Annotated in this window: 21 protein-coding genes; 4 read left to right on the top strand and 17 right to left on the bottom strand. The window is 47.6% G+C overall.

Annotated elements, in window-relative coordinates:
• Positions 1–60: 60 nt before the first annotated feature.
• Together ACYSNS_RS09175 and ACYSNS_RS09170 are read right to left on the bottom strand one after the other, a co-directional pair.
• On the bottom strand, positions 61–921 hold the full coding sequence (locus ACYSNS_RS09175; RefSeq protein WP_461722832.1) for a DsbA family protein: 861 nt from the start codon (positions 919–921) through the stop codon (positions 61–63).
• A gap of 20 nt (positions 922–941) precedes the next feature.
• Positions 942–2363, bottom strand: coding sequence for a M48 family metalloprotease (locus tag ACYSNS_RS09170; protein ID WP_461722831.1), 1422 nt, complete (start codon positions 2361–2363; stop codon positions 942–944).
• A gap of 95 nt (positions 2364–2458) precedes the next feature.
• Here ACYSNS_RS09170 and ACYSNS_RS09165 point away from each other — a divergent pair, with 95 nt between their 5' ends.
• Both ACYSNS_RS09165 and dusA read left to right on the top strand, forming a co-directional pair.
• Positions 2459–3628 (top strand): pyridoxal phosphate-dependent aminotransferase, encoded by a 1170-nt coding sequence (locus ACYSNS_RS09165; protein WP_461722830.1) that lies wholly within the window; start codon positions 2459–2461, stop codon positions 3626–3628.
• Between the two features lie 25 nt (positions 3629–3653).
• Positions 3654–4640: a tRNA dihydrouridine(20/20a) synthase DusA gene (gene dusA, locus ACYSNS_RS09160; protein WP_461722829.1), complete on the top strand. Its 987-nt coding sequence runs from the start codon at positions 3654–3656 to the stop codon at positions 4638–4640.
• 7 nt (positions 4641–4647) lie between these two features.
• Here the strand turns inward: dusA and ACYSNS_RS09155 are convergent, their stop codons facing one another.
• Both ACYSNS_RS09155 and ACYSNS_RS09150 read right to left on the bottom strand, forming a co-directional pair.
• Positions 4648–5343 (bottom strand): TIGR02281 family clan AA aspartic protease, encoded by a 696-nt coding sequence (locus ACYSNS_RS09155; RefSeq protein WP_461722828.1) that lies wholly within the window; start codon positions 5341–5343, stop codon positions 4648–4650.
• Between the two features lie 36 nt (positions 5344–5379).
• Complete coding sequence (locus tag ACYSNS_RS09150) at positions 5380–6153, bottom strand: adenosylcobinamide-GDP ribazoletransferase (RefSeq protein ID WP_461722827.1); 774 nt, start codon at positions 6151–6153, stop codon at positions 5380–5382.
• A gap of 97 nt (positions 6154–6250) precedes the next feature.
• Here ACYSNS_RS09150 and cobT point away from each other — a divergent pair, with 97 nt between their 5' ends.
• Positions 6251–7258, top strand: coding sequence for a nicotinate-nucleotide--dimethylbenzimidazole phosphoribosyltransferase (gene cobT, locus ACYSNS_RS09145; protein WP_461722826.1), 1008 nt, complete (start codon positions 6251–6253; stop codon positions 7256–7258).
• Positions 7259–7261: 3 nt separating this feature from the next.
• Here the strand turns inward: cobT and thiM are convergent, their stop codons facing one another.
• The 8 genes from thiM to ACYSNS_RS09105 all read right to left on the bottom strand — a co-directional run bounded on the left by thiM (position 7262) and on the right by ACYSNS_RS09105 (position 13339).
• A complete protein-coding gene (gene thiM, locus ACYSNS_RS09140) occupies positions 7262–8068 on the bottom strand; it encodes a hydroxyethylthiazole kinase (protein ID WP_461722825.1) in 807 nt (268 codons plus the stop codon).
• Positions 8069–8554, bottom strand: coding sequence for an Lrp/AsnC family transcriptional regulator (locus tag ACYSNS_RS09135; RefSeq protein ID WP_461722824.1), 486 nt, complete (start codon positions 8552–8554; stop codon positions 8069–8071).
• Between the two features lie 99 nt (positions 8555–8653).
• Positions 8654–9289, bottom strand: coding sequence for a uracil-DNA glycosylase family protein (locus tag ACYSNS_RS09130; RefSeq protein WP_461722823.1), 636 nt, complete (start codon positions 9287–9289; stop codon positions 8654–8656).
• Positions 9290–9345: 56 nt separating this feature from the next.
• A complete protein-coding gene (locus ACYSNS_RS09125; protein WP_461722822.1) occupies positions 9346–9894 on the bottom strand; it encodes a thermonuclease family protein in 549 nt (182 codons plus the stop codon).
• A 13-nt stretch (positions 9895–9907) separates the two neighbouring features.
• Positions 9908–10531 (bottom strand): glutathione S-transferase family protein, encoded by a 624-nt coding sequence (locus ACYSNS_RS09120; RefSeq protein ID WP_461722821.1) that lies wholly within the window; start codon positions 10529–10531, stop codon positions 9908–9910.
• Positions 10532–10540: 9 nt separating this feature from the next.
• Positions 10541–11059 carry a molybdopterin-guanine dinucleotide biosynthesis protein B gene (mobB, locus tag ACYSNS_RS09115; protein WP_461722820.1) on the bottom strand — a complete coding sequence of 173 codons (519 nt, stop codon included), beginning with the start codon at positions 11057–11059 and terminating at the stop codon, positions 10541–10543.
• Entirely contained in the window at positions 11056–11673 is a 618-nt protein-coding gene (gene mobA, locus ACYSNS_RS09110) for a molybdenum cofactor guanylyltransferase (RefSeq protein ID WP_461722819.1), read from the bottom strand. Before mobA ends, mobB begins: the two co-directional genes overlap by 4 nt.
• A gap of 46 nt (positions 11674–11719) precedes the next feature.
• A complete protein-coding gene (locus tag ACYSNS_RS09105) occupies positions 11720–13339 on the bottom strand; it encodes a fumarate hydratase (protein ID WP_461722818.1) in 1620 nt (539 codons plus the stop codon).
• 153 nt (positions 13340–13492) lie between these two features.
• On the opposite strand from ACYSNS_RS09105, the gene ACYSNS_RS09100 reads away from it, so the two are divergent.
• The gene (locus tag ACYSNS_RS09100) at positions 13493–15442 is read left to right on the top strand and encodes a L,D-transpeptidase family protein (RefSeq protein WP_461722817.1); all 1950 of its coding nucleotides are present in this window, start codon (positions 13493–13495) and stop codon (positions 15440–15442) included.
• 162 nt (positions 15443–15604) lie between these two features.
• Here the strand turns inward: ACYSNS_RS09100 and rpmG are convergent, their stop codons facing one another.
• The 5 genes from rpmG to topA form a co-directional block, all read right to left on the bottom strand.
• On the bottom strand, positions 15605–15772 hold the full coding sequence (gene rpmG, locus ACYSNS_RS09095; RefSeq protein WP_241437046.1) for a 50S ribosomal protein L33: 168 nt from the start codon (positions 15770–15772) through the stop codon (positions 15605–15607).
• Positions 15773–15874: 102 nt separating this feature from the next.
• The gene (locus ACYSNS_RS09090; protein ID WP_461722816.1) at positions 15875–17047 is read right to left on the bottom strand and encodes an MFS transporter; all 1173 of its coding nucleotides are present in this window, start codon (positions 17045–17047) and stop codon (positions 15875–15877) included.
• Positions 17047–17769 carry an NUDIX hydrolase gene (locus tag ACYSNS_RS09085; RefSeq protein ID WP_461722815.1) on the bottom strand — a complete coding sequence of 241 codons (723 nt, stop codon included), beginning with the start codon at positions 17767–17769 and terminating at the stop codon, positions 17047–17049. The genes ACYSNS_RS09090 and ACYSNS_RS09085 overlap by 1 nt, the downstream gene beginning before the upstream one ends.
• The gene (rnr, locus tag ACYSNS_RS09080; RefSeq protein WP_461722860.1) at positions 17766–19979 is read right to left on the bottom strand and encodes a ribonuclease R; all 2214 of its coding nucleotides are present in this window, start codon (positions 19977–19979) and stop codon (positions 17766–17768) included. The genes ACYSNS_RS09085 and rnr overlap by 4 nt, the downstream gene beginning before the upstream one ends.
• 75 nt (positions 19980–20054) lie before the next feature.
• Positions 20055–22670, bottom strand: a complete 2616-nt coding sequence (gene topA / locus ACYSNS_RS09075; protein ID WP_461722814.1) for a type I DNA topoisomerase — start codon at positions 22668–22670, stop codon at positions 20055–20057.
• Between the last annotated feature and the right edge of the window lie 170 nt (positions 22671–22840).

The raw sequence follows: 22840 nt of genomic DNA, 5'->3' as shown, positions 1-22840 counted from the left end.
AAAATCCGCACCCGCTTTATAACGTCAACAAAAGTTTAACAAATATAAGCCTGTATCGCGCTAATTTGACGATATAGCCTTGATTTTTTTCTCGAGAATGTCTTCGCCGACAGCTCCTACCATAACTTCATTGCCCAAAATGTAGGATGGCGTGCCATTGATATTCAACGCATAGGCGATTTGCCCGTTGGTCACGAAAGGCTGTTGCAGTTTTGGATCCTTCATTTCATTTCGAAGTTTTCCCTCTTCAGCTCCAAGCTTCACTGCAATTGCGATAGCCTTGGCTTCGTTCGCGCGACCCTCACTTGTTAGCAGTTGACGATGGAATTCGGGGTATTTTGCCGGTAACAGCTGTTTAAATGCCCGCGCTACGATATGCGCTTTGACGGAATCGGAACCGAGAATGGGGAAATCCTTGATGACAACACGGAGATCTTTATCACCGTCAATGAGGGCTTGGATATCGGGATAAGACTGTTTGCAATATCCGCAATTATAGTCAAAAAATTCAACCAGCGTTACCTTGCCGTCGGGATTGCCCAAAACAACGTCATCAGGAGAATTGAATATCTCTTTCGACATGGTTTTTATCGCAGCAGATTGGCTTTCTGCTGTTTTTTCTTCTTGTTTTTGACTGAGTGCGTCTTGCACTTCAATCATGATTTCTGGATTCTGAACAAGATAATCTTTAACGACTTTCTTGATGTGGTCATCTGAATTCTGATTGGTGATCTTGTCACTTAGCGTTTTGATAAAATCAGCATCATTCAAAAGTTGGCTTTTTACACTATCAAGCGTTTTGCTGTCTATTTCTGCTGCATTTGCGGTTCCGATAAAGGCTGCCGCCGACAACATTAAAAGGCCCGCCAATTGCGACATCTTATTGTGTCGGCTTCTATTGTTTTCGATACATTGGATCATCTGGAATGCCTTTATGTTGCTCAACGTTTACTTGACTGTGTTGTATTGAGAATATCCTGCGCACGCAACCAGTCTGCGGAGCCTTGCTTCAATTTCTGTTGCGCGCGCGTTGCAAATATACGCGCTTGCATACGGTTTCCGTTATAATAATGCATATCAGCTGTGGCCAAATCTGCCTGCGCCACCTGACCGTTCCGGCCATAAGCCATAGCGAGATAGCCGTAACCGGCAGCAAATTCAGGCTCCTTGCTGATACCATCGCGAATTTCTGTGATGGCTAAAGCGACATTCTTCTGGTTATTTGTTAAAAGGAGGGCGCGGCCATAACTTATACGCAGCAGGCTTGAGCCGCGAGGATCAAGTTCGGCAGATCGCTTGTAAGCTGCAGCGGCACCTGCAGGGTCGTTTGCTTTTATCAAAGCATCGCCCAATAATTCCTGAAAGAAAGGATTTTTTGGATCCTCTTTGACCAGGGCATTTACCTTGGCAACGCCATTTTTCGGCGAGCCGCTGCCAACTGCCAATATTGCTTCACCATAACGGGCGGGTAATCCTCGCGGATCATTCTTGAACATTCGCCTCAATTCAGTAAACTGGCCTGTATTCGCAGCGATCTTTGCACGCGCCATATCATGTCGACGTTGCAATTCAGGTGGATCTTTTTTGTCAAAATAAGGACTTTGTTTTGCCAAAGTTTCAAGTGCCGCAATACGCTCGCGTGGTAGAGGATGGCTTATTCGATAGGGATCCACTTTGGAGCCGGATAATGCAAGAGCACTGGAAAAACGCTCAAAGGTGATCAACATGCCCTTGGTCGATTGTCCGCTTTTATTGAGATAGTTGACAGCGGCCCTATCCGCTGCTGATTCTTCGCTGCGTTGATAGTTCAACAACGTACGCATGGCGATTTCACTGCTGCCCGCCGCGATTCCTCCGCCTGCACCTGCTGCGGACGGATTTCCGGTTGTTGCGCCCGCAACCCCGGCACCAATGCCAAGAAGCATGCCGATGACGGCCATGGTTTGGGCCCGCTTTAATTGTTCACGCAAGCGTTGTTGGTGTCCATTGGCCAGATGGCCGGTTTCGTGCGCTATCACGCCAATGATTTCATTGGGTGTTTCAGCTTGCATGAGGGCGCCGATGTTGACGAAAATACGCTTTCCGTCAACGAAAGCATTGAAGCTTTGGTCATTCACGATGATGATTTGAATATTTGATGTTTTCAGACCGGCAGCCTTGAAAATCGGCGCTGTGTAATCTGCCAGCAATTGCTCAATTTCGGCGTCACGAACGATGGGAACAGACTGCGATTGTGCTTGGGCGTTAGACAATAACGGCGTAAAAGCTAAACTACCGGCCAGAAATAGGCGGAAGATTGCGCTGAGCGACGTTTTTTTGAAGAAAGATAAGCGTTGTGCTAACTTTTGCAGCCGTTTTATCATCAGCGAGCCTTCGGTTTGAATAGGAGAAGCGCGAAAAATTGAGTTGTTTTAGTCATAGCTTTCGGGCATTTGTGCGGCATATCCTTTGATTTTATATGTTTTTTGTGTTGGAGGCCAGTGTGATTTATCTATCTGAAAGAAGTCGGGTGGAACCATTCTTTGCAATGGATGTGCTGGCTGCAGCCAATAAACGTCGTGCCGAGGGCGCGCCAGTTATCTCTATGGCTGTAGGGCAACCGGCTGCACCATGCCCTCGTATTGTGTTGGATACTGCAGCGAAATCGTTGCGTGATGGCCATATAGGATATACGGACGCGCTCGGCATTGCGCCGCTGCGGGAAAAAATATCAGCCTATTATTATCAGCATCATGGCGTTGCCATCTCGCCTGAGCGTATCGCTGTTACAACCGGTTCGTCTGCCGGCTTCAATCTGGCCTTTTTAGCATTGTTTGATGTCGGTGATCGTTTGGCGATAACGCGTCCGGGTTACCCAGCCTATCGTAATATCATGAAAGCATTGGGCATAGAGGTTGTCGAGATCGAGACGGAAGGGAGCGGGCTGTTGACAGCAGACCGTCTTGCAGAAGCACATAAGGACGGTAAGCTGAAAGGTGTGCTTTTTGCGTCACCTGCTAATCCGACAGGTGCGTCCATATCAAGCGACGAAATGGAGAAAATTGCGGATTTCTGTCGTGAAAATGAGATAAAGGCAATATCGGATGAAATTTATCATCGATTGAATTTTTCGGGACCCGATGTAACCGCATTATCATTCGGTGACGACATAACCGTTATAAATTCATTTTCAAAATATTATTGCATGACCGGCTGGCGGATAGGTTGGATGGTACTGCCTGCTGTCGCCGTACGTGCTGCGGAACGTATTATGCAAAGCCTTTATATTTCTGCTCCCGAGCTTTCGCAACAGGCTGCCGTTGCGGCATTTGATGCCACCGCAGAGCTGGAACTTGTGAAGGACAGCTACCGCATTAACCGACAAAATCTCCATCAGCAACTTCCAGCAATGGGATTTGATTTGCTGGCGCCAATGGATGGCGCATTTTATGCGTATTGCAGTATTCACAAACATAGCAATGACAGTATGGAATTTTCACGTAAAATGCTTGAAGAAACCAATGTTGCTGCGACGCCGGGAATAGATTTCGATCCTATTGAGGGAAACCGTGCTATGCGTTTTTCCTATGCTGGATCGCCAAAGGACATCAGTGAGGCATTGTCACGATTGTCCAATTGGCTGCGATAGGTAAGGTCTGAAAGAATAATTTGTAATGCCAATATACCAAGCTTCCAATATTCCAAAGTTTGCTGTTGCACCCATGCTTGATTGGACAGATCGACATTGCCGTTTTTTCCATCGTGTTTTAACTAAAAAAACGCTGCTCTATACTGAAATGGTCGTGGCCGATGCTGCTATACATGGGGTGAGGGAGCGACTTCTTGGGTTTAGCGATGCGGAGCATCCGCTGGCGCTACAGCTAGGTGGGAGCGACCCTGTTAAGTTATCGGAAGCTGCGCGTATCGGTGAAGAATTTGGCTATGACGAGATAAATTTAAACGTCGGTTGTCCATCTGATCGCGTACAATCCGGCACCTTTGGCGCATGCCTGATGTTACAGCCCGATGTTGTTTTGAAGGCTGTTGCGGCAATGAAACAAGCTGTATCAATTCCGGTGACAGTAAAATGCAGAATTGGTGTGGATGATCAAGATACACAACCGGCATTGGACGAATTGAGCGCCAAAGTATGGAGTGTTGGTTGTGATGCTTTATGGGTGCATGCCCGAAAGGCATGGTTGCAAGGGCTTAGCCCGAAGGAAAACCGCGATATCCCGCCGCTTGATTACGAACGCGTTTATTCTCTAAAGCGTGAAAATAAAAATAAAATCATAGGGATAAATGGTGGGGTGAATTCAATAGGTGAGGCTGTTGACCATCTGCAAAATGTTGATTGTGTCATGGTGGGGCGTCAAGCCTATCATAATCCTGCCTGTCTTTTGGATGTTGATAACGCAATTTATGGGATGAGCGAAGCGAAGACGGATGAGGCATCAATCATAGACAAAATGTGTGAGTATGCTGCAAAGCATATAGAAAACGGCGGACGCTTGTCTCACATTTCACGCCATATGGTAGGCATGTTTCATGGCAGAAAAGGCGCGCGAAAATGGCGGCAAATCCTATCAAGTGATGCAAATCACTATGATGCTGGTACAGATGTGTTGAGGCTGGCATTCAGCTATATTGATCGTGAGTGAAATATTGTCAGTCTACCAATATCAAGCGATCGCCGCGCACCGAATAACCGGACAAGCGGTCAAGATAACTCATGCCGAGTAGGCTTCCCGAAAGATCACCACGCTTGCTGACCATCGCTGGAATATTGTGCCGTTCTATAGCGCCGATCTTGAGCGCATCAATCATAATTACCGCGGTATGCGTCTGCCCATTGGCCGTGTCCACGGGAAGCGTAAAACTGAGTTTATTGACGTCTATACCGATAGCGGCAGCATCCTCATAGGACAATATGACGCTGGAAGCGCCCGTATCGATGGTAAACAGGATGGATTTCCCGTCGACTTCAGCGCGTGATTGGAAATGCCCGTTGGCTGCACGCTCGAGTGTTACCGTTGTCCCGTCTTCTGTGTAACGTGTAACTGGACTGCCTGGGATGAGGCCAGCGGTTATGTTGCTGGCAAAATCTTGGATTTCGTAACGTGTATTATACACCAGCATCAGCGCGAAGATTGCGGCCAGCCAGATGGCGGTACTTCTCACCATATGAGTGAGCTTGATGCCGGAACCAAGAAGGCCGGACGCCAAGACCAGCCCCCAAATACCGTAATAGCTTGCTTGCGCCAGCTTGTCGGTATCGATACTCGCGTTGCCGGAATTGTTATACCCCATGAAAACCAAGATGATGGCGGCAAGAACGGCGATAATAAGCCAAAACGATTTCATAGATACCCCGGTCAAAATAATAGATCATAACTTGTTTTAGCAAGCCAAATGAAAGGTAACGAGTAGAAGTACCATGAGGCATTGTTGTGTTGCTCCCAAGGTATCACCGGTATAACCGCCGATACGTCGCAGACACATTACTGAAAAAAACATAATGAACAAGGCGGAAACAATTAAAGCACTGATAAACCAAAAAAGACCGAAAACACCTAAAGCGCCTAAAAACATGATCGCGATAGCAGATACAATGGCGCAGAGACTTGACTGTGCCGTTGGGTGGCCGGCTTTGGCTGCTGTTCCTGCCAATCTTGCGAGGGGTAACCGCGACCATAACCAAACCATGCCGCCGCGACTGGCCGCCTCCGCCACGATCAATGCTAGAGCTGCTGATAAGAGTCCATTATTTGTTAAAATCGTCGTGAATAGAGCGGTGCGCAGACCTACAGAAAAAATAAGCGCCAGAGTTCCATAAGTACCAATGTGCGAATCCTTCATGATCGCAAGACGTTGCTCTTTGTCTTTTGTAACGAAAAAAGCATCCGCAACATCTGCCAAGCCGTCTTCATGGAGAGCGCCGGTCGCAATTGTCACGCTCATGATCGCGATAAACGCCGATATTCCATCCGTAAAACCAAGCATGAAAGTAATGCCGAGGCATATGGAACCGAACAAACCAATGAGTGCACCGGCAATCGGAAAATAGGCTGCATCGTCGGCGATAGTATAATTTGCTGAGAACCATCGATTTGATACCGATAACCGCGAGAGAAATGCCAAAGCGCGCATGGTGGGGCTGATAAAATCACGCAATGTCGCCCGTGCTCCTATTAAAATTAAGTTGAATTGCTTATAGAACGGTCTGATGTGAGATTCTATTCATTCGTTTCAAATTTGACAGGATGTTTCAGTGACCCTTAGTCCATTCGATGATTTCCGTGCTTTGTTATCCAATTTACCAGACCCGGATGAGTTTGCCATGACGCTTGCGAGAAAACGTCAGGCAGAATTGACCAAACCGAGGGGATCTTTGGGCAAGCTTGAAGATATCGCAGTGTGGTACGCTGGCTGGAAAGGCGGTGAAAAGCCTATCGTGACCCGTCCGCTTGTTGCGGTTTTTGCCGGCAACCATGGTGTAACGGACGAAAATGTTACACCGTTCCCAAGATCAGTCACCCAGCAAATGGTCGAAAATTTTGCATCTGGTGGGGCCGCGATCAACCAGATTTGCGTGGCCTACGATCTCGGTTTGAAAATTTTTGATCTTGCATTGGACTATCCAACAATGGATATTACCAAAGATGCTGCAATGGATGAACGCGGCGCTGCAGCTACAATGGCCTTCGGTATGGAATCGATCGCGGGCGGAACGGACCTACTGTGTTTGGGTGAAATGGGGATTGGTAACACCACAATAGCAGCCGCGCTTTCCATGGGATTGTTTGGTGGAGAGGCTGAAGAGTGGACTGGTCCGGGCACTGGCTCAACGGGCGAATTCTATCAACGTAAACTTAATGCCGTTAAAAATGCGATTGCGCTGCATAAAGACCATCTTTCTGACCCCTTTGAAGTCATGCGGCGCCTTGGTGGTAGAGAGATAGCAGCGATTGTCGGTGCTATTCTTGCCGCTCGTATGGAACGCATTCCGGTTATATTGGATGGTTTCGTCGTGACAGCCGCTGCCGCAATCCTACACAAGGCTCATCCGCGCGCGCTAGACCATTGCATTGTCGGTCATGTTTCTGCGGAGCCTGGTCATAGGAAACTTCTGCAAAAGCTCGATAAAGAGCCTTTGCTGGACCTGAATATGCGTTTGGGTGAGGGGACAGGGGCGGCAATGGCTGCTGGCGTCGTTAAGGCGGCTGTATTAACCCATGCTCAAATGGCTACATTTTCTCAGGCCGGTATCAGCGTTTAAACGCTAAGGTCGCCATTGACAGATTTCAACAACGTTTGAGATGTCATAATCGTCGATCTTGGCCAGTGCGTCTATAAAAAGCGGCACGAAAGTGCCGGGGCCAGCGGCTTTATCGCCTGCCAATTTTCCAGCTGCGGCAAATAAAGCCATTGCACCGATAGCGGATTGGAGCGCGTTATCGGGCATTATTGCTATAAACGCGCCCGTTAGGCATGTAAGGGCGCAGCCGGTTGCAGACGTTTTGGACATCAGCGGATGCCCACCTTTAAGCGCCCAATGGCTTTCACCATCAGTGATAAAATCTGTCGAACCAGACATTGCAACGACTGTATTTTTAATACGAGAGAGGTGGATTGCAGCCGTATATGCTGTTTCCACCGGATCCCGACTATCGACGCCTTTGGCAGATGTCTTGTCTGTAAAGGCGATAATCTCCGACGCATTTGCCCGAACAATTGCAGGATTAAACGACAATAGATCGCGTGTTGCATCACGCCTGAATTGCGAAGCAAAATGCGCAACCGGATCGAATACTACAGGTTTTCTCGATTCCGACGCACATTTCATGGCCGACAACATTCCGCTATAGCGTTCCCCGGTCAAGGTTCCGATGTTGATGGTTAATGCGTCCGCAATTTTTGTAAACTCGGCGGCTTCTTGTGGAGCATAAGCCATGACCGGTGATGCGCCAACAGAATTCAAAACATTGGCGCTGAAGTTCATCGCTACTTCATTGGTAATGCATTGGACGACCGGTGATGCTTTACGTATCTCGCCCAGACACTTTCGAAGATCCAACGCATGCGTCATTTAAGAGCGGTTGCTTTCCTTTTCCAGCATCATATAATCCAGCGGAAGTTCGGTGGTATATTTGATCTGTTCCATTGCAAAAGCCGATGACACATCTCTGATGTCAATTTTTGCAATCAGTTTTTTATAGAAAACATCATAGGCCGCGATATCCGGCACAACCACGCGCAGAAGATAATCGACATCACCACTCATGCGGTAAAATTCCACCACTTCCGGGAAGTCCTGAACAACCTCTGAAAAGCGCTTTAACCATTCATGGTTGTGGGACCCAGTGCGTACTGAAACGAAGACGGTGACGCGGGTGTTGACCTTTTCAGGCGATAGAACCGCAACGCGCCGTTGAATGACGCCATCCTCTTCAAGTTTCTGGATACGCCGCCAGCAAGGCGTGGTGGAAAGACCGACTTTCTTTGCAACATCGGCGACAGCCAGTGTAGCATCTTCCTGAAGAAGCCGAAGAATTTTTCTATCAAGACGATCCATAGCAACATCCATAGATTAAATAAAATCAGTATTAAACCTCTGCTTACACGAAAAATAATTTCATATAAATAGATTAATTCAAAAATTATTCTATTAAAACTATGAAAATTGCCGGACAAGCGTTTTTAGTTTTGGTAGTAGTTCATTTTCAAACCAGGTATTGCGCCTGATCCAGCTTGTATTACGCCATGAAGGGTGCGGTAATGGAAGAACATTATACCCGCGCGATTGCTTCATATTGAGAATATTTTTCCAATCTTGAACGGTAGCCGTAACTGATGTGCCTCGATGATCGTCAATGTGGTATTTTTGGGCATATCCTCCGATAGCAAGTACAAGCTCGATCTGTGGCATAGTTGCAAAAATCTTGTCATGCCAAATGGTTTTGCACTCTTTTCTAGGCGGGAGGTCACTTTTATTTTTGTCATAACCAGGAAAACACAATCCCATTGGCACAATCGCAAATTTGCTCGTATCATAAAATTGTTCATTGGATACCCCGAGCCATTCTCTCAGGCGATCGCCGGATCTGTCGTTGAAAGGAATGCCCGTTTCATGCACGCGCAATCCAGGCGCTTGACCCGCAATTGCAATCTTTGCATTGGCTGATAGATAGACCACAGGTCGCGGTTCGTGGGGGAGAGGCGGCAGATATAGGGGGGCATCATAACATATCCTGCAATGCGATACATCATCCTTGAGCTTATCAATTAGGCAGGGGAATGCTGATTTCATAATCCTATATATGCAGTCATGCGTTTCAAACTGCAACGGTCGGCGGAACAAATGCTTTAGCGCGGATGGCTCCGGCGCCAATCTCGCGGTCGCTGAAAGGGAGAAGCCCAGAGGCCGCGTCGCTCACGACGTGCTAACGTTTCTTGTACCGGATAGCCATGATAGCTTACCGCCCAGCCATCCTCGACCATTTGCTTGTTGAGATCAATTTCACCGGCTTTGCATCTTGCCAATATCCGGTGAAATTTATCCTTGGTTTGCCACGTGCAAACAACAAGTTGGTTTGCAATAAGCGAGCCAAGATGTGCTTTGGCTCTTACACCGCATTCGTACCGGCTCTCTTTAGGGCCACAGAGTTGATGAAGCTCAGGTGCATCAATATCAATCAGTCGAACCTTCGTGCCAGAGATAACGAGAGAATCGCCATCAGCTATTCGGGGTTTCCCGGTCAAAATGTTATCCGTCCCGTCATTTGGCAATGGAACTTTGTTTTCTGGCCAACTCAAAAAGGCTGCCACACCGATCACAACGATCGCCACAGCAATATCGGTAAAACGAAAACGCCGCTTGCCGGATTTTGACCAAGACCGGTTGCTTTTCATCATGCGGATTTTAGCTTTATGTGATTGGCGTCATGACGTGTTTGATGTAACCCGGACGAGCCTGCAATTTTTTGTACCACGCTTCTACATTGCTGAACGATTGTGTCCGGGGCAAGTCGAGTGCGTAATAATAATAAACGAATACCCCGGTGATGATATCACCGATGCCTAGTGCATCGCCTGAGAGGTAAGGGGCCTCTGCCAGTGCCCGATTAACAATTTTCAAACCGTTTTCAAAATTTTGGACGCCGGATGTTACCTTTTCAGCTTTTCTTTCCTCAACTGGAAGACGCACCGAGTGGAAAAGAATATCCTTGAACGGTTCAAACAGTGTTCCCATGGTCCAATCCATCCATTTTTCAGCGGAAGCCCGTTTGGAACAATCTTCAATCCACAGAACCCCTTTGCCATAGCGTGCAGCGAGGTAGCGGACGATGGTGTTTGATTCCCATAATACCAGTTCATCATCCTTGATCGTTGGCACCAATCCGTTTGGATTCAAGGCGAGAAATTCCGGCGTATCAAGCCCGCCATAAGCTCCGCCAGCCTTGATGTGTTGATAGTCAAGCCCGATCTCTTCGAGCGTCCAAAGAACTTTTTTGACGTTGCTGGAAGTTGCGCGTCCCCAGAGTGTAAGCATTTATCTTCTCTATTTATGTTTGAGTTGCATATGGTGTTCAACGAAATCGGCTATTGCAGCGATATTGTCGATATCAAATATCGGAATCTGAGTATCAGCTATCGGCATATCGGTTGCAATCGCCACTATATGTGGATCGGTATCGCTTAATGCATCACCGCTTTTGCCGCCTGTTCTACGAACTTCCAATTTGTCATGCGTGTCTTTTTTATAGCCTTCAACAATAACCAAGTCACAGGGAGAAAGGCGACTGAGCATATCTGAAAGGATAGGCTCCTCATCTGTCTTATTTTCATGAATAATAGCAAATCGGCGTGATGATACCACAGCCACTTCTTTTGCGCCGGCTTTGCGGTGTCGCCATGAATCTGTGTCCTCATGGTCTATATCAAAGTCGTGATGGGCGTGTTTGACGGTGGCAATTTGATAGCCGCGTGCAGTCAATTGCTCAACAAGACGAACAACCATGGTTGTTTTTCCGTTGTTTTTCCAACCTGTTACACCAAAAACCTTATGCATTTCCTTCATTCTTTCCCAAAGATTTCCCGCTTTGCAAATTCGAGATCTTGCAGCGTGTTAATGTTAAAGAATGCGCCCTTGGGATAAGGATTGTCAAACGATATGGTTTCCGCCTTTTGTCCGAAAGCAAAAGCGCGAATGCTTTTCTTTTGAGAGCTAGCCATAAAAGCTTGCAATTCCGGTAGAAGATATACCGGCCAAAGCGCGAATGCGGGTTGTAAGCCAACCGGAGTTTCAGCAAGTCGTATCGGTTGTTGCTCGCCAATATTTTTCAGCATACGCTGAAAGTAATCGTCTGGTATGATCGGACTATCAACCGGGATAGTAACGATGAATGCGTAATTACGGTATTGCGCGTATTGTAATGCTGCAGCGATTCCCGCTAAGGGGCCGGAATATCTGTGATGTTCATCGTCGGCTATAAACTTGATATTCGTATCGCCGATATCGTGGCTGGTTGTGTTGGAACTAATAACCACGTCCAACTGATTTACTCGAAAATTCTCAACAGCAAGTTGTAACAGCGTAGCATGACCTATTTGCAAGTCGGCTTTGTCTCGTCCCATGCGCGAAGATTGGCCGCCAGCAAGAACAACGCCGAGAACTTCCAAAAAAGCAGCCAATCTGTCTATTCCTTCAATAAGTCGTTCTGTTTACCAATACGATCATTCAGCTTAAGTTAAGTTCTTTGAAAAAATCATTTCCCTTATCGTCGATAACAATAAAGGCAGGGAAGTCGACCACCTCAATGCGCCAAATGGCTTCCATGCCCAATTCGGGATATTCGACCACTTCAACTTTCTTGATGCAATCTTGTGCCAATCGTGCAGCCGGTCCACCAATAGAGCCAAGATAGAATCCTCCATGCGCCTGACAGGCATCACGTACCGCTTTTGATCTATTGCCTTTGGCGAGCATCACCATTGAGCCGCCGAAGGATTGGAATTGATCAACGAACGAATCCATGCGTCCCGCAGTGGTGGGGCCGAACGAGCCCGATGCATAACCCTCTGGCGTTTTCGCAGGTCCAGCATAATAGATGGGATGGTTTTTGAAATATTTCGGCATAGGGTCTCCCGCTTCCAGTCGAGCGCGAATTTTTGCGTGTGCCATATCACGGGCAACAATAATAGGGCCGCTCAACGAAAGCCGGGTCTTTACAGGATGTTTTGCAAGCTCTGCTAGAATTTCTTGCATTGGTTGGTTCAGGTCAATTTTGACGACATGAGATGTCAGGCGTTCCTCATCAATATCCGGCATATATTGTGCGGGATTGGTTTCTAACAGCTCCAGAAAGATACCTTCTTTGGTGATCTTTCCCTTCGCCTGTCGGTCAGCTGAACATGACACCCCTAATCCGATTGGAAGCGATGCACCATGACGCGGTAAGCGAATAACACGGACGTCATGACAGAAATATTTTCCACCAAATTGTGCACCGACCCCCATTTGTTGCGTAAGTTTATGAATCTCTTTTTCCATCTGAACATCGCGAAATGCGTGACCGCTATCCGAACCTTTGGTTGGCAGCCCGTCGAGATAACGTGCTGAAGCGAGTTTAACGGTTTTCAAATTAATTTCAGCCGATGTGCCACCTATGACAATGGCCAAGTGATAGGGCGGACATGCCGATGTGCCGAGCGATAGAATTTTATCCTTTAAAAAATCGATCAAACGGTCGTGGGTCAAAAGCGAAGGTGTCCCTTGATAAAGGTAAGTCTTGTTTGCAGAACCGCCACCTTTGGCCATGAAGAGGAATTTGTAGGCATCTTCCCCCTCGGCATACAGATCTATCTGGGCGGGAAGATTGTTGCGTGTGTTTTTCTCTTCAAACATTGAAAGGGGGGCGACCTGAGAATAACGCAAATTCTTGCGCTGATACGCACTTAAAACCCCTTTCGAAAGTGCAGCTTCGTCGTTTCCTTCAGTCCATACGCGCCTGCCTTTTTTACCCATGATAATTGCCGTGCCGGTGTCCTGACACATCGGAAGAATACCTCCAGCGGCAATATTGGCGTTTTTGAGTAGATCGTAAGCAACAAATTTATCATTATCGGTGGCTTCAGGATCGGATAGAATGGCTGCCAATTGCTTGAGGTGACTGGCCCGAAGCAGATGATTAATGTCGGCAAATGCCGCATCCGCGAGTAGTGTTAAAGCCTCGGTGTCAACAACCACCATTTCCTCACCGCGAAAAGTATCACGATGCACAAACTGGTCTGTAAGCTTTTTATAAACGGTTTCATCCTGTTCCATAGGGAACAACTCGTATTGTTGCACGTCAGACATTCGTTTAACTCCGGGGTATCTTTTATTTTGTCTTAGCTTTATCTCAAAAGTCGATCTTTGGGCAATCTATGTGTCCATATAACGGTTTGATTTAAGAGCTTTTATACCAAAATGTTTTAAGTGTTCTCCATTGTCATCCGGATACCCTTTGCTATGACCACCAAAACACTTACCAAAGTCACTGCTTCAATCATCGCTTCGGCAATGCTCAGCGTTTCTCCGATAGTGCTGACGCCTGCTGATGCTGCCAACAGTCTTATGGAATTGTTTGGTAGAAGGTCCACTGCACCCGTGTCAGTGCCTGCACAAGTTGCGCCTACTGTGCCGAAGAGCCCTATGACGCCTAAGGTGAAGGCGGCTGATATGAAGCGCGTTACTGTTTCGGCACCCAAGGTTTACGATTATAAGCCAGAAAAACTCGTTCTTATTGATTTTTCACAGATCGATTTCCAGGCGACCAATTCAACGCGCAGTAGCACGGCCGAGACAAGGCTTCCTTTATTGCCACCTTATAATGTGGTGCTGGAAGGAATAGGCAGTGATGAAACCCCTGTGAATGCGCCTTCCCAGTCGCATGATTTCTCTAAAGTCAATGTGAAGGCGGAGAAGCCAATAGCAGATGCCATTGTTAAATTTTATAGCCTTCATCGAGGCTATGTTTGGTCTCAAAACGGAAGTTTGAACGATAAGGCTAAACAGCTATTGCGATTTTTTAATCGCGCTGATGAAGATGGTTTGCAGCCAAATGATTATATGGTCCAAGAGCCAGACGTCTCTCTCACGGGCGAAGCACGCAATGATGCCCTTCTTGCGTTTGATGTTGCTTTAAGTGCGCGCGCGTTGCGTTATGTCACAGATGCCGCAGAAGGACGCATCATCGCGGATAGGTTATCAGCGTTTCATGATCTTCCACGAAAAAATCTCGATCTTGATATGATCATGCAGCAGATAAACGGTACCGATCAACCACAAACGATGTTGAGTGGATATCTGCCACAGTCTAACGCCTATTTGGCATTGAAACTGGAACTGGCAAATTTGCCTCATTCCGATACGTCTCACACTGTGCAGTTGGCTCGTAATACCGTTATAAAGCCCGGACAAAATGACAGTGCATTGCCGCAGTTTATAAGCCTGCTTTTACAGAGAGCTCCTCGGTCATATTTGGACTCCCATCGTGATGTGCTGGAAAAACATCAAACGGATACCAGTTACGATCTTGAGTTGCGCGATGCCATCGTCGCGTATCAGAAACTTGTCGGCAATAATGGAGACGGTGTTATTGGCCCGGCCACAATTTCTGCGCTGATGAATGATAACGCCGCCGTCAAACGTGAAAAGATTATTGCATCTCTCGAACGTTTGCGATGGCTGCCGCACGACTTTGGCAATCGCTACGTCTTTATCAATCAAGCCTCATATCGCGCACAGTATTTTGATGACCATCAAATTAAGCTGGATATGAAAGTCGTTGTTGGGAGCCCGCGTAATCAAACCTACTTTTTTTATGATAATATTCGATTGGTCACTTTCAATCCATCTTGGGGCGTTCCACGCTCAATCGTTTTAAACGAAATGTTACCGCGCATTGTTAGTGATAATGGATATCTTTCCCGCAACAATTATGAGCTTTATGACAGCGCTGGAAAGCGGGTTTCTGCTGGGGCAGTCAATTGGCAACGGGTGGCCTCCACGGGCAATGGTGTCAGCATTCGCCAAATGCCGGGCAAAAATAATGCACTCGGCGAACTGAAGATCCTTTTCCCGAACAAGCATGATATTTATTTGCATGATACGCCGAATAAAACCGCTTTTACGCGCGATATGCGCGCCGTTAGTCACGGGTGCGTCCGGTTGGAGCATCCCCGTGAAATGGCTGCTGCGGTATTGGGGAAATCCGTTTCAGACTTGCAGCCCTACTTTGGTAAAAATGAACGCAGTGTTTCACTGAAAGAACAAGTCCCCGTCTATCTGACATATTTTACCGCTTGGCCCGACGTGAAGAAAGGTCAGATCAAATACTATGATGATGTCTATGATCGCGATGAGCTTTTGATAAAAGCGATGGAAAAAACAGATATGTCACGCAGCCAAGAAAGCTGATTCTGTCTTTTCGTCACACTTTGCAACGATATGCCGTCTTGACATAGAGGGCCTTTATGGCCTTGGCTTGAACAGTGTCATGCCCCGATAAATGCGGTTCTGGATAATAAAAAAACCTGCCTTCGTGACAAAGGCAGGTTTTTTGTGTTCGACAGAAACCGATTACTTAATCTTGGTTTCTTTAAACTCGACATGCTTTTTAGCAATCGGGTCATATTTACGTTTGCTCATTTTGTCAGTCATTGTACGGCTGTTTTTCTTCGTAACGTAGAAAAAACCGGTATCTGCAGTCGACAAAAGCTTAATCTTGATGGTTGCTGCCTTGGCCATGATAAGGGTCCTGTTCTTACAAAAATAACACCGCCCTGCTGCCGGAACGCATTTCCGGCGCAAGCGGATTTTGCGGCGACACTACGGATGTTGTGAAAAAAGTCAAGAGCGGAAAAGCTTTCCAATCAATCTCGACAGCACTAAAATGATATAAAGCCCAAAAAAAGCGGCCATCGTGCTCGAAAATCCATAAGGATTAAAAATATCCATTGCCTTGCCGATGATAGCAGGCCCAACCAGCATACCGATGCCATAGCAAAAGATAAAGGCAGAATTGGCCGCAGCCAGTTCGTGCCCCTTTAAACGCGCACCAAGCTGTGCAAGCCCGATTGTATAAAGTCCGGCTGAAACGCCGCCTAAAATAAACAGGTCAAGCATGAGCGCCCACTGAAAATGCGCAATCCAAGGAACCGCCAACGTTCCAGCAAGACCTATTATTGCACATCCCATAAGCGGATAACGGCGATCCTTCACGAAATCGCTAATGATACCGATTGGAATAAGCAATAATACATTACCAAGCGCCAGTATGGCCATGAATTTCGCCGCTTCATTTTCGGCATAGCCGAGCGAAAGACTAAAAGGGGTGATAAGCGTCAAAGCGCCCATCTGGATTGCACCGTAGACCAAAACAGCCATGGTTGAGGTGGGGACCGAGAAAATGTAGGGTAAAAACGCGACGTGTTCCCCATCCTTGAATTGCGGGCTTAAACGCCACGCTGCCAAAATAGGAATTGCGGCCAGAGCAATAAGAAAACATGCTGTCCCAAAGGGGATGAATCCATGGCTTCCGACTCGGGCAAGTAGGGTGGGACCCACGGTAAATCCAAGACCGAGAGTTATTGCATAGAATGCCAACACCATGCCGCGTCTTTTGGGCGGTGCAGAGCTGTTTACCCAGAATTCCGATAGGATAAACATAATGGTCATGGCAAAATGCAACGTGAAACGTAGTACAAACCATATCCATATCGACTGGAAATAATAAAATCCGAGAAAACTTGCGCAGCCGACAAACATCATAATCAGAATAGATCTTGCGACGCCAAGTTTCATCGCGATTCGTGCAGCGAAAACAGCTGCTATAATGGTGGCTATTCCCCCGACGGTGCCGCTATAGCCGATAACACTGCTGGAAAAACCCCGCGCGGCCATCAAAAGGGAAATCAATTGCGTTCCCAAACCTAAAGCTACCCCTACGGCCCCGATGGTGGCGGTGGCCGCAATGATGGCACGCCATGAATGGTTATTGCAGTCTGGTGTTTCGGTATGCATCAGTAAATATCGATTGTATCTTGATGTTGAGTGCCATGCGCGGCGTGAAAGAATTCAATAGGAACCGGATCGTGTAACAACGGCGATTTCTGTAAGACCTGTGCAGCTATTTTCATGATCTCCCGTGTTATGGGGTGAATGGATAAATCCTCCGGTGCTTGGAAACTAACCCACTGTAAGTCCTCAAGCTCTTCTGAAGGCTGCATGTCTAATGGATTGAGTACATTTGCGGCATCTGTCAAAAAAAAACGTGTGTCATATCGCCTGACATTTCGTGGCGGGGTAATCGCACGCGCAAAATACCGCAGTGATGATAGAACGGGAATGATTCGGTGTTTGTAGAGGAACGCCCAATGCGGATGAATGCGCGATTTCTGCATCACACCCAAACGTTTTCCGATCAGGAGCCCCGTTTCCTCGTAGGTTTCACGAATAGCCGCTAACGCAATGGCATTGGCAGCGTTGGCTGACCCAGCTTTTCCCAATTCTGACAATATACGTTTTTCATCAACTGCATGCAGCGGAGCATCTGCGTTGACATGATAATCAGCTCGATCAACTCGTCCACCGGGAAAGACAAAGTAACCGGGCAAAAAAGCGTGTTGGTGATGTCTTCTGCCCATCAACACAAAAGGAATTTGGTTTTTCCAACGCACGATGAGCAATGTCGCAGCATTTTGCGGACGTTTTGGACGTGATTTCGCAAGCAATGTGCTATTCAACGCCTGCGTCCTCTTCTTGCCGTACGGCCATTATCGCGTTTGCCTTTCTGGCTTTTATGAAAAGATGAAGGCGAAAACGGCAATGGACGGGGCGGGCTTAACATTTCAAAGCGCAAAGCACCTGCAATCGGCTGCGCCTCGACGAGTCGAACCTCGACATTATCGCCAAGTTGATACCATTTGCGGCTGCGCTCTCCGTTCAACGCATGTCTCGCTTCATCAAAATGATAGTAATCCGACGCAAGCGTAGAGATGGGAATAAAACCATCTGCACCAAGCCGATCAAGCGCGATGAACAGGCCAGATTTTGTGACGCCTGCTACACGACCGTGAAATGTTGCGCCAATTTTATCCGCTAGAAAATGGGCAATCAGCCGATCAACGGTTTCACGCTCTGCTCCCATGGCTCTACGTTCAGTCAGCGAGATTGATGCCGCAATATCATCGAGTTCGCCTTGCTGATTGTCTGTTAGGCCATCACTACCAAGTTTTAAGGCACGTATCAGTGCTCGGTGAGCGATAAGATCGGCATAACGACGAATTGGAGATGTGAAATGAGCATAATTATGCAGGTTTAAGCCAAAGTGGCCAATATTTTCAGGTGTATACTCGGCTTGCGATTGTGAACGCAAAACGACCTGATTGACCAATTCCTGTTGTTCTGTCTTATCGACGCGTGCCAATATTCCATTCATACGGGCAGGGGTCAGCTCTGCACCGCGTGCAAGCGACATGCCTAACGAATGGAGGAATTCACGTAATGCCTCCTGTTTGGCGAGCGAGGGCTGGTCATGAACGCGGAATATCAAAGGTTGGTTTTTTGCCTTCAAAGTCTCGGCTGCCGCAACATTGGCTTGAATCATACACTCTTCTATCAGCTTATGCGCATCAAGCCGCGGCGGTACAACTACATCTTCGACACGTCCCTGTTCATCAAGAAGTATTTTTCTCTCGGGCAGGTCCAGTTCCAGTGGTTGCCTTTCTTCCCTTGCATGACGTAAGACTGAATAAGCAGCCCACAACGGTTTCAGTATGGTCTCGAGCAATGGAGCCGTTTTGTCATCGGTTTTTCCATCTATTGCGGCTTGCGCTTGCTGGTAGGACAGCTTTGCTGCAGAACGCATCAAAATCCGGTGAAAACTGTGTTTGCGTTTGTGCCCCTGAGCATTAAATACCATTCGTACCGCCATTGCGGGACGGTCTTCTCCCTCACGCAAGGAACAGAGATTGTTAGAAATACGTTCAGGCAGCATTGGCACGACGCGATCCGGAAAATAGACTGAGTTTCCGCGCTTAAGGGCTTCAATATCGAGCGCTGTTCCGGTTCTGACGTAATAGGCGACATCGGCAATCGCGACAGTTACGATAAAGCCGCCTTCATTGGCGGGATCGGAATCTGCTATGGCATGAACAGCGTCATCGTGATCTTTTGCATCAAATGGATCGATTGTTATCAACCCCAATTCACGCCAATCTTCGCGATGATCCATTGTAACAGGTTTGGCTTCTTCTGCTTCCTTTATAACGGATTCCGGAAAAATATAGGGAATGTCATGAGAGATAATGGCGATCATTGAAAGAGCCTTTTCACTCTTTATCTCACCCAATACCTCACGCACACGACCGCGTTTAAGTCCATAACGGTTGTCACGCCCAATCTCGACCTCAACCAGGTCTCCCACTTTTGCATGCATTTCCGCAGTCGCGTCGATGACAACTTCGCCGGCTTTTCGGTCAATGGGCTCTAAGCGCCATTCACCCTTATCCGTCTGGCGGAGAACACCAATTGTCGTTGCCGCTTTTTCGTCGAGCTTTTTGATGACCCGACCAGTATAGGCGGGACCATCAGGCGCTTTATTTCGGAAGATCTTTGCCAGTATCCGATCGCCAACACCAATGGCGGGGCCGCGGCCATGACGCGATGGATGCACTGAAACCAAAGGTGCTTCATCACCTTCCCATTCGACCGGACGAGCAAGGAAACCACCGTCTTTGTCGCGTTTCAATATATCTAACGAAGTCACCGGTGGTAAGCCGTTCTTGACAACGATGTTCTTTCGCTGTTTGGAAACCAGTCCCTCATCCTTTAGGTTACGCAAAAGGTCTTTCAACCATATGCGTGCATCACCTTTTAGATTAAAAGCCTTTGCTATTTCCCGTTTGCCGGAAAGATGCGGATTTTCTGTGATAAAAGAAAGGATATCCTGCATTGAAGGCAGATTTTTCTTGGCCTTTGTAAAGCCGGGATGCTGTTTGGTCGATGGCTTGTCATCCCGTTTCACAAATTAATCCGCCTTTTTTACAGTTGTCTTCTTTGTTGTGGTCTTTTTTGCTGCTGCTTTTTTTGGAGCGGCTTTTTTTACCGGCGCTTTCCGCCCTTTTTTAGGAGCGGCCGATTTTGCAGAAATCAAGACCAATGCCTCTTCGAGTGTAACAGAGGTTGGCTCTTTACCTTTCGGAAGTGTCGCATTGACCTTTCCCCAATTTACATAAGGGCCATAACGCCCGTCTCTGACCGTGACCGTCCCACCGTCTGGATGGTCGCCCAGCGTAGCCAAGGCTGCAGCAGTTGTTCGACCACGGCCGCCGCCTTTCGCCTGTTTTTCTGCAAGGACTGATACAGCACGGTTGATTCCAACGTCAAATACTTCCTCGGCATTATCCAGATTGGCATATTGGCCGTCATGGGCAATATAAGGGCCGTAACGACCAATAGATGCCGTTATTGGTTTACCCGTTTCCGGATGAAGTCCAATTTCTCGAGGAAGAGCCAAAAGGGCTAAAGCCTTTTCAAAAGTCATATCAGCCTGTGCCCAACCCTTTGGCAGCCCGGCACGCTTGGCCTCTTTGCCTTCACCGCGTTGTACATAAGGGCCGAAGCGTCCGCTCCTCAACGAAATATCCTCGCCGGTTTGTGGATCTTGCCCTAATACTGACGGTTCGTCAGAGCGGGCGGCCTCGCCGTCTGATCCATTTTCACTTCCCAACTGACGAGTGAATTTGCACTCAGGATAGTTTGAGCAGCCGACAAAAGCACCGTAGCGTCCCAGCTTCAGCGACAATTGACCGGCATGACACAAGGGGCATGAACGGGGATCGCTTCCGTCTTCTCGCGGCGGAAATGCCAAAGGTGCCAATGTCTCATTCAGCACATCAAGAACATTGGTGACACGCAATTCTTTAATATCTGCAACAGATGCGTTGAAAGCATCCCAGAAGTCGCGCAAGACCTGCTTCCAAGAAAGCTTGCCATCCGAAATCAGATCAAGCTTCTCTTCAAGGTCTGCAGTAAAATCATATTCGACGTAGCGGTTAAAGAAATTTTCAAGGAAAGCGGTAACAATACGTCCCTTTGCCTCTGGAAACAACTTGCGTTTGTCTATCGTGACATATTCTCTATCGCGGAGCGTTGCCAAGGTCGAGGCGTAGGTGGATGGACGCCCGATACCCAGTTCCTCAAGCTTCTTAATCAGTGATGCTTCCGAATAGCGGGGCGGCGGTTCGGTTGTGTGTTTTACCGCTTCTACATCATTCTTTTTCAGTCTTTCGTTGGCCTGCATGTGCGGCAAGCGTGCTGAATCTTCGTCATCGCCGGCATCTTCATCTTTTTGATCGGTATATGCGGCAATAAAACCGTCAAATCGGATAACGGAACCTGTGGCGCGCAAGTTGGCATGGTCAGAACCGCGAATAGCTTCGATTTCAACGGTTGTCCGCTCGATATCGGCAGGTAACATCTGGCTTGCAATCGCGCGTTTCCAAACCAGCTCATACAAGCGAGCCTGATCGTTATCCAAATACTTCCTTGCTTGCTCGGGTGTGCGCTTGAAGTCGGTGGGACGGATGGCTTCGTGGGCCTCTTGCGCATTTTTTGCTTTAGTTGAATAAAAGCGCGGCTTTTCTGGGACGTATTTGTCACCAAATTCACCTGCGATGGCTTTACGCGCACCATCGATGGCTTCGGGTGCCATTTGAACGCCATCGGTACGCATATAGGTTATAAGACCGGTCGTTTCTCCCCCAATGTCCACGCCTTCGTAAAGCTTTTGCGCCACTTGCATAGTCCGTGAAGCCGAAAAGCCTAACTTTGAAGACGCAGCTTGCTGCAGCGTCGATGTAGTGAAAGGTGGAGAAGGATTTCGTTTCGTAGGTTTGGCTTCAACGCTTAGCGTCCTATATTCAGCGCTTTGCAACATTGAGCGTATAGTATCTGCCTGTTCCTGGGTTTTTATGTCCAGTTTACCGAGCTTCTTTTGGTTATAATTGGTCAAGCGGGCAATGAAAGCATCGTTGCGAGGTGTGACCAACTCTGCCGCGATAGACCAGTAATCTTCACGGATGAAGCGTTCGATCTCCGACTCACGGTCGCAGATAAGACGAAGCGCCACCGATTGCACCCGACCAGCCGAACGGGCTCCGGGCAGCTTTCGCCATAAGACCGGGGAAAGTGTGAAACCAACCAGATAGTCTAAAGCGCGTCTGGCAAGATAAGCATCAACCAAAGGTTCATCAATATCTCTTGGATGTGCCATGGCTTCCAAAACTGCCTGCTTGGTGATGGCGTTGAAGACAACTCTTTTTACCGGTTTATCCTTAAGAACCTTCTTTTGACGCAAAACTTCCAGTACGTGCCAAGAAATGGCTTCACCTTCGCGATCAGGGTCAGTTGCCAAAATCAATCCGTCAGCGTCTTTTAACGCCTTGGCAATTTCCGTCAAACGCTTTGCGGACGCACTATCAACATCCCATTTCATGGAGAAATCTTCATCTGGCAGAACAGAACCGTCCTTGGCCGGAAGATCACGAACGTGACCAAAGGACGCCAAAACCTTAAAGTTCGAGCCTAGATATTTATTGATTGTTTTAGCTTTTGCCGGTGATTCGACGACGACAACATCCATATTTATATCCGTTTACCTGAACCAGATTTCGATTTCAAACTGCTCTCAAATGAACAGCGAAACGACTTTGGTCAAGGCTAAATGGAAAAAAAAACGATAATACAACTATTGATTGCAAATGGTTGTAATGCACGTTATAAGAAAAAAGTGGAATATTTCCGGGGTCGTTT

Source organism: Bartonella sp. LJL80, from assembly GCF_054871565.1.
Note: the sequence above shows the minus strand (reverse complement) of the source record. Positions and strands in the feature narration are given on the sequence as shown.